Below are 11,549 nucleotides of genomic sequence, written 5' to 3'. Positions count from 1 at the left end.
GCACGGTCTTGGCGCACGCCTGATGCGCGCTGTCCGCGGACGCCGGTCTGCGGCGTCCACCTTGTCTGGAGCCGAGCATGAACACTATTCCTCGCCTGGCGCAACGCCTGGTCCTGATCCTTGCCGGCCTGGTGCTGGCCTCATCCGCGCACGCCGGCTTGTCCGTGTCGGGCACACAGCTGAAGGAATCCAATGGCAATACCTTGATCCTGCGCGGCATCAACCTGCCGCATGCCTGGTTTGCCGATCGCACCGATGCCGCGCTGGCGCAGATCGCGGCCACCGGTGCCAACAGCGTGCGGGTGGTGCTCAGTTCCGGCCACCGCTGGAACCGCACGCCCGAGGCCGAGGTGGCGCGCATCATCGCGCGCTGCAAGGCCCTGGGGTTTGATCGCGGTGCTGGAGGTGCACGACACCACCGGCTATGGCGAAGACGGCGCCGCCGGCAGCCTGGCCAATGCCGCCAGTTACTGGACCAGCGTGCGCACTGCGCTGGTGGGCCAGGAAGACTACGTGATCATCAACATCGGCAACGAGCCGTTCGGCAACCAGCTCAGTGCCAGCGAATGGGTCAACGGCCACGCCAATGCGATCGCCACGCTACGTGGCGCCGGGCTCACGCATGCGCTGATGGTGGATGCGCCCAACTGGGGCCAGGACTGGCAGTTCTACATGCGCGACAACGCGGCGGTGTTGCTGGCGCGCGACAGCCGCCGCAACCTGATTTTCAGCGTGCACATGTACGAGGTGTTCGGCAGCGACGCGGTGGTGGACAGCTACCTACGCACCTTCCGCAGCAACAATCTTGCGCTGGTGGTGGGCGAGTTCGGCGCCGATCATCGCGGCGCACCCGTTGACGAGGCGGCGATCATGCGCCGCGCGCGCGAGTACGGCGTGGGCTATCTCGGCTGGTCGTGGTCTGGCAACGACAGCAGCACGCAGTCGCTGGATATCGTGCTCGGTTGGGATCCTGCGCGTCTCAGCAGTTGGGGACGCAGCCTGATCCAGGGCCCGGACGGCATTGCCGCGACCTCGCGCCGTGCGCGGGTGTTCGGTGCGCGCGTGCGGGCGATGGAGTGATGCATCGGTGGTTTTGTGGCGGGGCGCGATGTGCCTGCAAGGATCATCGCGTCTGCCGCGTTTCGGGCAGTGTGTTCGCTGAGGTGCTGTAGCGTGGTTACAGCGCTCTAGGCGGTTGCAGAGCGCGTAAGCGATCGGCTGGCAGCCTGGATCGTGCTTTCGCCGACTGCGCTGTGTACGCAACGTCGGTTGTGCTTCAGCGCAACGACGATGACTGACGCGCTGTCATCCATGAGCCGCGGCGAACGATCACCCATGCAGATGCAGCGGCGCAACGTGTTTGCGAAAGCCTGCCGAAACCGCAGCAGGCACACCAGGCGCTTAGCGCCCGGGCTCGCGCTGCGGTCCCGGGCTCGGGCGCTTGGTGAGCTTGCGCTGCAGCGAGCGGCGGTGCATGCCCAGCAGGCGTGCGGCGGCGGACACGTTGCCGCCGGTTTCGTGCAGCGCCTGCTGGATGTGCTCCCACTGCAGGCGGCTGAGCGGGGTCATCATTTCCTGCGCGGTTTCTTCTTCGTCCGGCTCGGGCAGGTCGTCGTCCTCTTCGCCCAGCGCACGCATGATGGTGGGGATGTTGGCCGGCTTGGGCAGGTAGTCGTCGGCGCCGAGCTTGATCGCCTCCACTGCGGTGGCGATGCTCGCGTACCCGGTGACCAGCAGGATGCGCATGTCCGGGCGGATCTCGCGCAGCGGCTGGATCAGGTTCAATCCCGAGTCGTGGCCCAGCTTCAGATCGATCAGGGCGAAGTCCGGCAGCGCGCTGCGTGCGGTGGACAAGGCGCTGGCCGCATCGGTGGCGGTGAGCGTTTCCACGCCGCGGCGGGCGAGGCTGCGTTGCAAGGTGCGCAGATACAGGGTGTCGTCGTCGACCAGCAGGCCGGTGCGGATGGGAGTGCTCATGCAAGGGCCTCGTGTTCGGAGAGCGGCAGGCGGAAACCGACGCGGGCGCCGCTGCCTTCGGCGGGAAGCATCCACAGTTCACCCTGCAGCCGCTCGACGGTGGCATGCGACAAGGCCAGGCCCACGCCCATGCCGTCGGGCTTGCCGCTGTTGAACAAGGTGCCCGGCAACATTGCCTGCGAGGTGTCGAAGCCCAGCCCGTAGTCGCGCACTTCGCCGACCAGTTGGTCGTCTTCCACGCGCAGGGTGAGGTCGATCAGCGGCCGGCCGGCGCGTTCGCCGGCATCGGCGGCGTTGTTGAGCAGCACCATCAACAGGTGGCTCACGCCGGGTTGCAGCATCAGCCGCAGCGGCGCGTCTTCATTGCGGCGCAGCTCGATGGTCGGGCGCACCAGGCGCCACTGTTCCAGCACATCGCGCACCGCTACCTCGCGGCTGAGATGGCCGTTGTCGGCGGGTGCGGCCAGCGCCAGCACGCGCTCGTGGCATTGCACCAGCAGTTCCCGCAGGGTTTCCAGGTCTTCGCGCAGCTCGACCTGATCGCACTGGTCGGCGATGTCGTCGGCCAGCAGGGTCATCGTCGCCAGCGGGGTGTTGAGCTCATGCGCCACCGAGGCGGCATGCGTGGCCAGCGCCACGATGCCTTCGTTGCGTGCAAAGCGCTCGCGCAGCGTGGAGATCTCGCGTTCGCGCTCGCGCAGCGACAACGCCAGCCGGGTGGCGAACACCAGCACCACCACGGTGGAGAGCAGGAAGTTGGCCGCCATGCCCCACATGTGCAGGGTCAACGGGTCGAAGCCGCCGTACGGCAGTGGCAGGCCGAATGCGGCGCTGATGACGTAGCCGGCCACGCAGGCCGCCGCCACCGCCATCGCCCAGCTCAGCGGAAGGGCGAGTGCGGCCAGCGCGATCAGCACCAGGAACAGCGAACCGAACGGGTTGGCGATGCCGCCGCTCCAGCCCACCATCCAGGTCAGCACCGTCACATCGACCAGGATGTGGCCGAACTCGGTGGCTGGGCCCACCGCGCCGCGGTGCGCCACCCGCAGCTGCGCATACAGGTTGAACACCGCCAGCGCGGCCACCCCGGCCCAGAGCGGCTCCTGCGGCAGGGTGAGGCCCATGAGCCCGCTGGCGACCAGGATGGTGGCGGCCTGGCCGGCGGTGGCCAGCCAGCGCAGGCTGCACAGGGTCCGCAGGAAGGAGGCGTCGGAGGTATTCATCTCGGCAATGCTATGCGCTCGTCGGGGTGGTGGCCTGCGACAAACCGTCGCATCCGGGCCGGGAGGGGCCGCGTGCAGCGCTTCAGCTGTGAGCGGACGGCGGACAGGCTAAAATAGCGCGATGTACGACGCCGTCACCCGCCCAAGTCCCCCCGCCGATGCCAGCGCCTGGCCGCGCCGCATCACCCAGGCCGTCAAGGTCGGTAACGTCATTGTGGGCGGAGGCCATCCGGTGGTCGTCCAGTCGATGACCAATACCGACACTGCCGACATCGCCGGCAGCGTCAAGCAGGTCGCCGAGTTGTGGCGGGCCGGCTCGGAAATGGTGCGCCTGACCGTCAACAATGCCGAGTCGGCAGCGGCCATCCCGCGCATCGTCGACAAGCTGCGCATGATGGGCATCGAAGTGCCGTTGATCGGCGACTTCCACTACAACGGCCACCAGCTGCTCACGGCCGAACCGGCCTGCGCCGAGGCGCTGGCCAAGTACCGCATCAATCCGGGCAACGTGGGCTTCGGCAAGAAGAAGGACCTGCAGTTCGCGCAGTTGATCGAATTCGCCATCCAGTACGACAAGCCGGTGCGCATCGGCGCCAACTGGGGCTCGCTGGACCAGGCGTTGGCCGCGCAGCTGATGGACGAAAATTCCAAGCGCGAGACGCCGTGGGATGCGGGCCGGGTGCTGCGCGAAGCGCTGATCCGCTCGGCGGTGGATTCGGCAGAACGCGCCGTGGAACTGGGCTTGCCGCGCGAGCGCATCATCCTGTCGGCCAAGGTGTCCGGCGTGCAGGAATTGATCGCGGTGTACCGCGACATGGCCGCGCGCTGCGACTTCGCGCTGCACCTGGGCCTGACCGAGGCCGGTATCGGCAGCAAGGGCATCGTGGCCTCGGCCGCGGCGCTGAGCGTGCTGCTGCAGGAAGGCATCGGCGACACCATCCGCATTTCGCTGACGCCCGAACCGGGGCAGTCGCGCACGCAGGAAGTGATCGTCGCGCAGGAGCTGCTGCAAACCACCGGGCAGCGCGCGTTCACGCCGCTGGTCACCGCATGCCCCGGCTGCGGCCGCACTACCTCGGAGTTTTTCCAGGAGCTGGCCGGCGTGGTGCAGAACCATGTGCGCGCCAAGATGCCGGAATGGAAGATCAGCAACCCCGGCGCAGAAAACATGACGCTGGCGGTGATGGGCTGCGTGGTCAATGGGCCGGGTGAATCGCGACACGCCAACATCGGTATCTCGCTGCCGGGCACTGGCGAAGCGCCGTCGGCACCGGTGTTCGTGGATGGCGAAAAGACCGTCACCCTGCGCGGCGAGAACATTGCCTACGAATTCATCGACCTGATCGATCAGTACGTCGAACGCACCTATGCCCGTCGGGCCGGCTGAGTCGCCGGCCGGATTCAAGACCTGGCTGCAGCGCAATGCGTGGCGGTTCGGCCTGCTGTTTGCGGGCGTGCTGCTGCCGCTGGGATTGTTCGTCGACCTTGCCGACGAAGTGCATGAGCTGGAAAACTTCTATTTCGACGAACCGTTGCTGTGGAGCCTGCGCAGCATTGCCTCGCCTGGGCTGGATGCGTTCTTCAGCGTCGTCTCTAAAGTTGGCTACCAGTACGGCGTGATCCCGCTGGATATCGCGATCGTGCTGGTGTTGCTGGTGCTGCGGCGCTGGCGCGAAGGCACCTTCGCCGCGCTGGGGTTTGTGGGCTCGGCGTTGCTCAACCTGGGCACCAAGCAGTTCTTTCAGCGGCACCGGCCCAGCCTGTGGGAATCGATCGCCCCGGAAAGCACTTTCAGCTTTCCCAGTGGCCACGCGATGGGCTCGATGACCCTGGCCGCGGTGGTCATTGCATTGGCGTGGCGTACGCGTTGGCGCTGGCCGGTGACCATTGTTGCCGGCCTGTTCGCGCTGCTGGTCGGTGTCTCGCGCATCTATCTGGGCGTGCATTACCCCTCCGACATCCTCGGCGGCTGGTCGGCCGCATTGGTGTGGGTGACAGGCCTGTATCTGGTGATGTTCCGCGGCATGCGGCGCCCGCAGTGGCGCACGCCGAGCGGGGCGGTGGTGGAGCAGCCCGGGCGCGTGCCGTTCGCTGATTAAGGCGATCACAAACCGACTGCGCAGCCGCAAGGCGGGTGCGGCCGGTGCTCAGCATCAGAGCCATTCCCACTTTGTACTCTGCGGCTCTTGCGCGCCGTGCACGTCCGCCGACCACCGTTCGCTAGGGGTTGGCAGCGGTTCTAAGAAGTGCGGACACGCTCACGTTGCCACAGGCGGGCGCCAACAATGGCTCCGATGGATGCCAGCAGAATCACGTAATACGCCGGCCCCATCGGGTGTTGCTTGAGCAGCAGCACCACGAGCAACGGGGTCAGGCCGCCGAACACGGCATAGCCCAGGTTATAGGCGAACGACACGCCGGACAGACGTACCACCGGTGGAAACGCTTCGACCATCACGCGGGGAATCGCACCCAGCACGCCCAGCGCAGCACCGAGCATGGCATACAGCGGGAACAGCAGTTGCGGGTCGCCTGCCAGGCGATAGAACAGCCATGCGCTGATGCCCAGGATCACGCTGCCGGCCAGCAGAACACGCCCGTTGCCCCAGCGGTCCGAGAGCGCGCCGGCTACCACCGAGCCGATGGCCTGCATGAGCACTGCCAAAAGGTTGGCCTGCAGCGCGACCGGTGCCGGATAGCCATAGGCGGTCTGCAGCAGCGTGGGCGTCATCAGCGATACCACCAGCACTGCGGCGGCCACCACCCAGGTCAGCCACAATGACAGCGCCAGACTGCGCGGGTGATCGCGCAGCACCACCTTCAGCGGCGTTTCGCGTGCCAGCGCACGCATGGCCACCAACTCGGCGAACACGGGCGTTTCATGCAGCCAACGCCGCAAGTACACCGACAGCAGGCCGAAGATGCCGCCGGCCAGGAATGGCAGCCGCCAGGCGTATTCGGCGATTTCCTGCGGGGTGAAGGCGCGATTGAGTGCGCCGGCGCTCAGCGAACCAAGTAGCACGCCGGCAGCCAGGCCAGCAGTCAGTGTGCCGCAGGCCAGCCCTCTGCGCCGCGCGGGCACGTGTTCTGCGACGAACACCCACGCGCTGGGAACCTCGCCGCCAATGGCCGCTCCCTGCAGCAGACGCATCGTCAGCAGCAACAGCGGTGCAGCCAAGCCGATCTGCGCGTAGGTCGGCAGCACACCAATGGCAAGCGTGGGCAGCGCCATCAACCCGATGCTCAGCGCGAACATGCGCTTGCGCCCGAGCAGGTCGCCGAAATGGGCCATCACAATGCCGCCCAGCGGGCGGATCAAATAGCCGGCGGCAAAAATGCCAAACGTCTGCAATTGCCGCGTCCATTCCGGAATGCCGGGCGGGAAGAACAACTCGCCCAGCACCTTCGCGAAAAAGATGAAGATGATGAAGTCATAGAATTCCAGCGCGCCGCCCAGCGCGGACAAGCCCAGCGTTTTGTAATCGCGGCGGGTGAGCTGCGTTGGTAGGGCGTCGGTGGTCATGCAATTGCATCCTGTCGCGGGTGGCGACGCACTGCCATTGAAGCTTGGTAACGCGCCGAGCATCTAATGCTAGCTGCCATGCAGTGCCGTCGCTACGGCGTTTGGGCAATGAAATGCCGATAGCACCTATCAGACTTCACGCAAATATGCTGTTGCTTCGGTCAGGGCGCCATTGCTGCGCCTTCACTGCGAATCAGCCGGACACGCTTGCCAGCGCTGCCGCCTCGGCGTGCAACGCGGTGGTGTCGAACAACGGCAGCTGCGCATCGGTGCTGTCCACCAGCAGCGAAATCTCGGTGCACCCCAGGATGATCGCTTGCGCACCGTGCTGGCCGAGCTCGGCCATGACCTGACGGAAATAGTCGCGCGATTCCGGTTTGATCACGCCCTGGCACAACTCGTCGTAGATCACCCGATGCAGCTGTGCGCGTGCCTCGGCCGGCGGCACCAGCACGTCCAAGCCCCGCGCTTCCAGGCGCTCGCGATAGAACGGTTGCTCCATGGTGAAGCGCGTACCGAGCAGCCCGACACGGAGGATGCCCGCGGCGACCAATGCATCGGCGGTGGCATCGGCGATGTGCAGCAACGGCAGGGGTGTGGCGGCGGTGATCGCGTCAGCAACGCAGTGCATCGTGTTGGTGCACAGCACGATGAAGTCGGCGCCTCCGGCTTGCAGTGCACGCGCTGCTGCTGCCATCGCCTGGCCGGCCCCCTCCCAATCGCCGGCATGCTGCAGCCGCTCGATCTCATGAAAATTGACGCTGTAAAGCAGCAGCTTCGCCGAGTGCAGGCCACCGCACGCATCGCGCACCTGCTGGTTGATGATGCGGTAATAGGGCAGGGTGGATTCCCAGCTCATTCCGCCGATCAAACCAATGGTTTTTGTTGGGACCGGCATGCGAACTCCACGTCAGTGCAGCGGATGGTAAATCGGAAACCTTACGGCGCAGGTGGTACGCAGTACGCGGCGACCGAAGTCTACGTTGCCATTGCCGAGGAGATGCATGGCCAGCGAGCCCATCCAGCTGCCGCGTGGACCCGCTCACTCGCCCGGTTTGGCGCCTTCCACCGGCGCATGCGTCGCCGCGCGGCGCGCCAGCACGGTTTCGCGATGCGCGATGTACACGTTGGCAGAGATGATGATCGCCGCACCGATCACCGTGTGGCGCGCGATCGCTTCGCCGAACAGCCACCACCCCAGCAAGGCCACCAGGGGCAATTGCATGAAGCTGATCGGCTGCAACGCAGAGACTTCGCCCAGCTTGAGCGCACGTGTCCAGAACAGTTGCCCGGCGGTACCGAAGATGCCGGTGGCCACCAGCCACAGCCAGTCGATCCCGTGTGGCCAGGTCCATTGGAACAACGCCGGAATCAACGACATCGGCACCCAGAACACGTAGGTGTAGAACACCACCGTGTCCGAATCATCGCTACGCGAGAGCTGCTTGATCTGGATGGCGACCACCGCGCTGATCACCGCGGCCAACAGTGCAATCAGCAGCCCGGGCGTGAATGTGGACGAGCCCGGCCGCAGGATCACCAGCACGCCTACGAAACCGGCTGCTACTGCCAGCCAGCGGCGCAGGCGCACTTGTTCGTGCAGCCAGATCACTGCCAGCACGGTGACAAACAACGGCGTGGAATACGACAACGAAATAGCCTGCGACAGCGGCAGATGCCCGATCGCCCAGAAGCCGCACAGCATCGAGGCCAGGCCAATCAGCGTGCGCGCCAGGTATTGCGGTAACTGGCGCGTGCGCGGCAGCGGTTTGCCAGGGCGCACGATCAACGGCAGCAGCGCCAGCAGGCCGAATGCGTTACGGAAAAACGCGATCTCGGTCGTGGCGATGTCCTTGGACGCCAGCCGGATGGTGATGGCCATCAGGCCGAACGCAAATGTGCTGACCAGCATCCACAGCGCGGCGCGTGCCGACGCTGGCTGCGCCGTCACCAATGCGCTCCGATTACGCGCGGCTCCGGTTCCAGGATCACCGAATACCGCTCCCGCACCGATTCGGCCACCTGGCGTGCGAACGCCAGCAACTGCGCGCCACTGGCATTGCCGTGATTGACCAGCACCAAGGCATGCGCTTCGGAAATGCCGGCGTCGCCCTCGCGCTTGCCTTTCCAGCCGCATTGTTCGATCAGCCACGCCGCCGAGAGTTTCCCCTGGCCAGGCTGCTCGCCGGGGAACACCGGCATGTCGGCAAAGCTCGCCTGCAAAGCGGCAATCTGCTCACTCGGCAGCAGCGGGTTCTTGAAGAAGCTGCCCGCATTACCCAACACCTCCGGGTCGGGCAGCTTGCGCTGGCGGATGTTGATCACTGCCTGCGCCACATCGGCCGCGCCCGCGAGCTCGGCGCCCATGCGCGCGAGTTCTTCGCGGATGCCGGCATAGTCCAGCCGTAATTCGTGCAGCAGCGGCAGATTGAATTCCACCGCCACGATCAAATACCGATCCGGCTGCTGCTTGAACACGCTGTCGCGGTAGGCAAAGGCGCACTCGGCCGGCGTCAGCCGCACGAACTGCTGGCTGCCGCGGTCGTAGGCTTCCACCACATGGATGAAGTCGCTGACCTGCGCGCCGTAGGCGCCGATGTTCTGGATCGGGCAGGCACCCACGGTGCCGGGAATCAGCGCCAGGTTTTCCAGGCCGGAAAGCCCCTGCTGCAGCGAATACATCACCAGCCCGTGCCAATTGACCCCGGCGCCTGCGCGCACGATGGCGTGGTCGGCATGGTGGGCGATGATGGTGATGTCGCGATTGTCGAAGCACAGCACGCAGCCGGGCGGGTCGCCGGCCAGCAACACATTGCTGCCGCTGCCCAGCACCAGCAGTGGTTGCCCGGCGATCTGCGGCGCAGCCAGTGCGTCGGGCAGTGCCTCGGGCGCATGGATGTTCAACAGCCAGCGCGCCGTGGCATCCACATGAAAGGTGTTGAGTGCGCGGAGCGGGGCGTGTTCGGTGAGTTGCCAGCGCAGCGGCGATGCCGCGCTCATAGCGGCCCGACCGCGCCGCCACTGGGCGACTCACGGCGGCGCCGGATTGCATCCACGCACTCGCCGATCAAGCGCGGCCCGCGATAGACCAGGCCGCTGTAGCACTGCACCAGGCTGGCACCGGCGGCCATCTTGGCCACCGCATCGGCGCCGGACGTGATGCCGCCCACGCCGATCAACGGAATGGACTCGGGCAGGCGTGCGCGCAGGCGACGCAGCACCAGCGTAGATTGCCCCAGCAGCGGTGCGCCCGACAGGCCGCCGGCCTGCTCGGCCATCGGATGGGTGGCCACCAGGGTGCGCGTCACCGTGGTGTTGGTGGCGATCACGCCATCCACCGCCAGGTCAGCCAACACGCGTGCGGCCGCATCGATGTCGCGGTCGTTGAGGTCCGGTGCCACCTTCACCAGCATCGGCACGCGCTTGCCGTGTTGGGCGGCCAGAGCTTCCTGGGTTTCGCGCAGATCGGCGATCAGCCGGCGCAGCGCCTGTTCTTCCTGCAGCTCGCGCAAACCGGCGGTATTGGGCGAGGAAATGTTGACGGTGATGTAGTCGGCCAGCGGATACACGCGCTCCATGCAGTAGCGGTAATCGTTGGTCGCTTCCTCGTTGGGCGTGTCCTTGTTCTTGCCGATGTTGATGCCGAGCAGGCCACCGCGCCGGCGCGCACGCTGCACGTTGTTCACCAGCACATCCACACCCAGGTTGTTGAAGCCCATGCGGTTGATCACCGCCTGGTATTCGGGCAACCGGAACATGCGCGGCTTGGGGTTACCCTCCTGCGGCTTCGGCGTCACCGTGCCGATCTCGACAAACCCGAAGCCCAGTGCCAGCAGCGCATCGATATGTTCGCCGTTCTTGTCCAGCCCGGCGCCCAGTCCCACCGGGTTGGGGAACATCAGCCCGAAGGCGGGCGTGGGCAGGGGTACCGGCCGGGTGGCCACCAGCGCCGTGGTGCCGGTGCGGTAGGCGGTGTCGATGGCGCGCAGGGCCAGCGCGTGGGCGCGCTCGGCGTCGAAGGCGAACAGGAAGGGGCGGGCGAGCGAATACATGCGGGTCAGTTCAATCTCCCGGCAAACACGCGGGTCTGGTAATGGAAATCGATGTGCCCATCCTGGGCATGTGCATCGAACAGGGTGCGCAGCGCGGCAAGCATCGGTGCATGCCGCGGATCGTGCGCCAAGGGCGCGTACGACGACGACAGCAGGCGGCCGCGCAAGGCCTCGAAGTCCAGCTGCTGCACGTTGGGAAACTTGGCCATCGCAACGAAACCCTCGCCGAACCACGCCTGCATGGTGGCATCGTCCTGGTAACGCTCGGCCACGGCGGTGTAGTCGGTGCCGTAGTCCAGCAACAGCTGCTCATAGCCGCGCAGGAACGCCGTGCTGTCCAGCTCGCGGCTGTTCCAGTACACCACCGCCAGGCCGCCGGGTTTGAGGATGCGCGCCCATTCGGCACGCACCGCGAGCATGTCGAACCAATGGAAGGCCTGCGCCGCAGAGACCACATCCGCGCTGGCGTCGGCCAGCCCGGTGGCCTCGGCAGTGCCGTCGACCGCCCGGAATTTGGCATAGCTGGCCAGCCATTGCTGCGCTGCTTCGCGCATGGCCGGATTCGGTTCCACTGCGGTCACCGGGTAGCCGGCCTCCAGGAACAGCCGGCTGGAAATTCCGGTGCCGGCACCGATGTCGGCCACGTGGTTGGCGGGCGTCACGCCGAGCTGCTCATGCAGCCAGCGCAAGACCTGCGGCGGGTAGCTGGGCCGGTAGCGCACGTACGCGGCCACCCGGTCGTTGAACCGTTGCGCGGAGGATGGCGCGGCCATG

Annotated in this window: 10 protein-coding genes and 1 pseudogene; 3 read left to right on the top strand and 8 right to left on the bottom strand. The window is 66.3% G+C overall.

Going from position 1 to position 11,549, the window contains the following annotated elements; all coding sequences use genetic code 11:
• The first annotated feature begins 77 nt into the window (after positions 1 to 77).
• Positions 78 to 1,080: pseudogene (locus QRM89_RS03665) on the top strand (glycoside hydrolase family 5 protein).
• A 321-nt stretch (positions 1,081 to 1,401) separates the two neighbouring features.
• Here QRM89_RS03665 and QRM89_RS03660 read toward each other — a convergent pair.
• Both QRM89_RS03660 and QRM89_RS03655 read right to left on the bottom strand, forming a co-directional pair.
• A complete protein-coding gene (locus QRM89_RS03660) occupies positions 1,402 to 1,977 on the bottom strand; it encodes a response regulator transcription factor (RefSeq protein WP_042598943.1) in 576 nt (191 codons plus the stop codon).
• Positions 1,974 to 3,200, bottom strand: a complete 1,227-nt coding sequence (locus QRM89_RS03655) for an ATP-binding protein (RefSeq protein WP_042598944.1) — start codon at positions 3,198 to 3,200, stop codon at positions 1,974 to 1,976. The genes QRM89_RS03660 and QRM89_RS03655 overlap by 4 nt, the downstream gene beginning before the upstream one ends.
• A 121-nt stretch (positions 3,201 to 3,321) precedes the next feature.
• On the opposite strand from QRM89_RS03655, the gene ispG reads away from it, so the two are divergent.
• Together ispG and QRM89_RS03645 are read left to right on the top strand one after the other, a co-directional pair.
• Entirely contained in the window at positions 3,322 to 4,587 is a 1,266-nt protein-coding gene (gene ispG / locus QRM89_RS03650; RefSeq protein ID WP_103701305.1) for a flavodoxin-dependent (E)-4-hydroxy-3-methylbut-2-enyl-diphosphate synthase, read from the top strand.
• Positions 4,568 to 5,299: a phosphatase PAP2 family protein gene (locus QRM89_RS03645; protein ID WP_285447309.1), complete on the top strand. Its 732-nt coding sequence runs from the start codon at positions 4,568 to 4,570 to the stop codon at positions 5,297 to 5,299. Before ispG ends, QRM89_RS03645 begins: the two co-directional genes overlap by 20 nt.
• A 140-nt stretch (positions 5,300 to 5,439) precedes the next feature.
• Here QRM89_RS03645 and QRM89_RS03640 read toward each other — a convergent pair whose 3' ends face one another.
• The 6 genes from QRM89_RS03640 to QRM89_RS03615 form a co-directional block, all read right to left on the bottom strand.
• Complete coding sequence (locus tag QRM89_RS03640; RefSeq protein ID WP_103701307.1) at positions 5,440 to 6,723, bottom strand: MFS transporter; 1,284 nt, start codon at positions 6,721 to 6,723, stop codon at positions 5,440 to 5,442.
• Between the two features lie 193 nt (positions 6,724 to 6,916).
• The gene (locus QRM89_RS03635) at positions 6,917 to 7,621 is read right to left on the bottom strand and encodes an aspartate/glutamate racemase family protein (protein ID WP_285447308.1); all 705 of its coding nucleotides are present in this window, start codon (positions 7,619 to 7,621) and stop codon (positions 6,917 to 6,919) included.
• A 144-nt stretch (positions 7,622 to 7,765) separates the two neighbouring features.
• Complete coding sequence (locus QRM89_RS03630; protein ID WP_042598948.1) at positions 7,766 to 8,677, bottom strand: DMT family transporter; 912 nt, start codon at positions 8,675 to 8,677, stop codon at positions 7,766 to 7,768.
• A complete protein-coding gene (murB, locus tag QRM89_RS03625; RefSeq protein ID WP_285447307.1) occupies positions 8,671 to 9,723 on the bottom strand; it encodes a UDP-N-acetylmuramate dehydrogenase in 1,053 nt (350 codons plus the stop codon). Before murB ends, QRM89_RS03630 begins: the two co-directional genes overlap by 7 nt.
• Positions 9,720 to 10,775, bottom strand: a complete 1,056-nt coding sequence (locus QRM89_RS03620) for a quinone-dependent dihydroorotate dehydrogenase (RefSeq protein ID WP_103701310.1) — start codon at positions 10,773 to 10,775, stop codon at positions 9,720 to 9,722. The genes murB and QRM89_RS03620 overlap by 4 nt, the downstream gene beginning before the upstream one ends.
• A gap of 5 nt (positions 10,776 to 10,780) precedes the next feature.
• On the bottom strand, positions 10,781 to 11,548 hold the full coding sequence (locus QRM89_RS03615) for a class I SAM-dependent methyltransferase (RefSeq protein WP_192884181.1): 768 nt from the start codon (positions 11,546 to 11,548) through the stop codon (positions 10,781 to 10,783).
• Position 11,549: the final 1 nt, after the last annotated feature.

Origin of the sequence: Xanthomonas sp. LMC-A-07 (genome assembly GCF_030208825.1) — a bacterium.
GTDB classification, from domain to species: Bacteria; Pseudomonadota; Gammaproteobacteria; order Xanthomonadales; family Xanthomonadaceae; genus Xanthomonas; species Xanthomonas campestris.
This window is presented reverse-complemented; position numbering and strand designations above follow the sequence as displayed.

Bases quoted from the DNA above. Each gene is read 5' to 3' on its own strand.
- QRM89_RS03640 (WP_103701307.1), bottom strand. From the start codon at position 6,723: ATGACCACCGACGCCCTACCAACGCAGCTCACCCGCCGCGATTACAAA.
- murB (WP_285447307.1), bottom strand. From the start codon at position 9,723: ATGAGCGCGGCATCGCCGCTGCGCTGGCAACTCACCGAACACGCCCCG.
- QRM89_RS03655 (WP_042598944.1), bottom strand. From the start codon at position 3,200: ATGAATACCTCCGACGCCTCCTTCCTGCGGACCCTGTGCAGCCTGCGC.
- QRM89_RS03635 (WP_285447308.1), bottom strand. From the start codon at position 7,621: ATGCCGGTCCCAACAAAAACCATTGGTTTGATCGGCGGAATGAGCTGG.
- QRM89_RS03620 (WP_103701310.1), bottom strand. From the start codon at position 10,775: ATGTATTCGCTCGCCCGCCCCTTCCTGTTCGCCTTCGACGCCGAGCGC.
- ispG (WP_103701305.1), top strand. From the start codon at position 3,322: ATGTACGACGCCGTCACCCGCCCAAGTCCCCCCGCCGATGCCAGCGCC.
- QRM89_RS03615 (WP_192884181.1), bottom strand. From the start codon at position 11,548: ATGGCCGCGCCATCCTCCGCGCAACGGTTCAACGACCGGGTGGCCGCG.
- QRM89_RS03660 (WP_042598943.1), bottom strand. From the start codon at position 1,977: ATGAGCACTCCCATCCGCACCGGCCTGCTGGTCGACGACGACACCCTG.
- QRM89_RS03645 (WP_285447309.1), top strand. From the start codon at position 4,568: ATGCCCGTCGGGCCGGCTGAGTCGCCGGCCGGATTCAAGACCTGGCTG.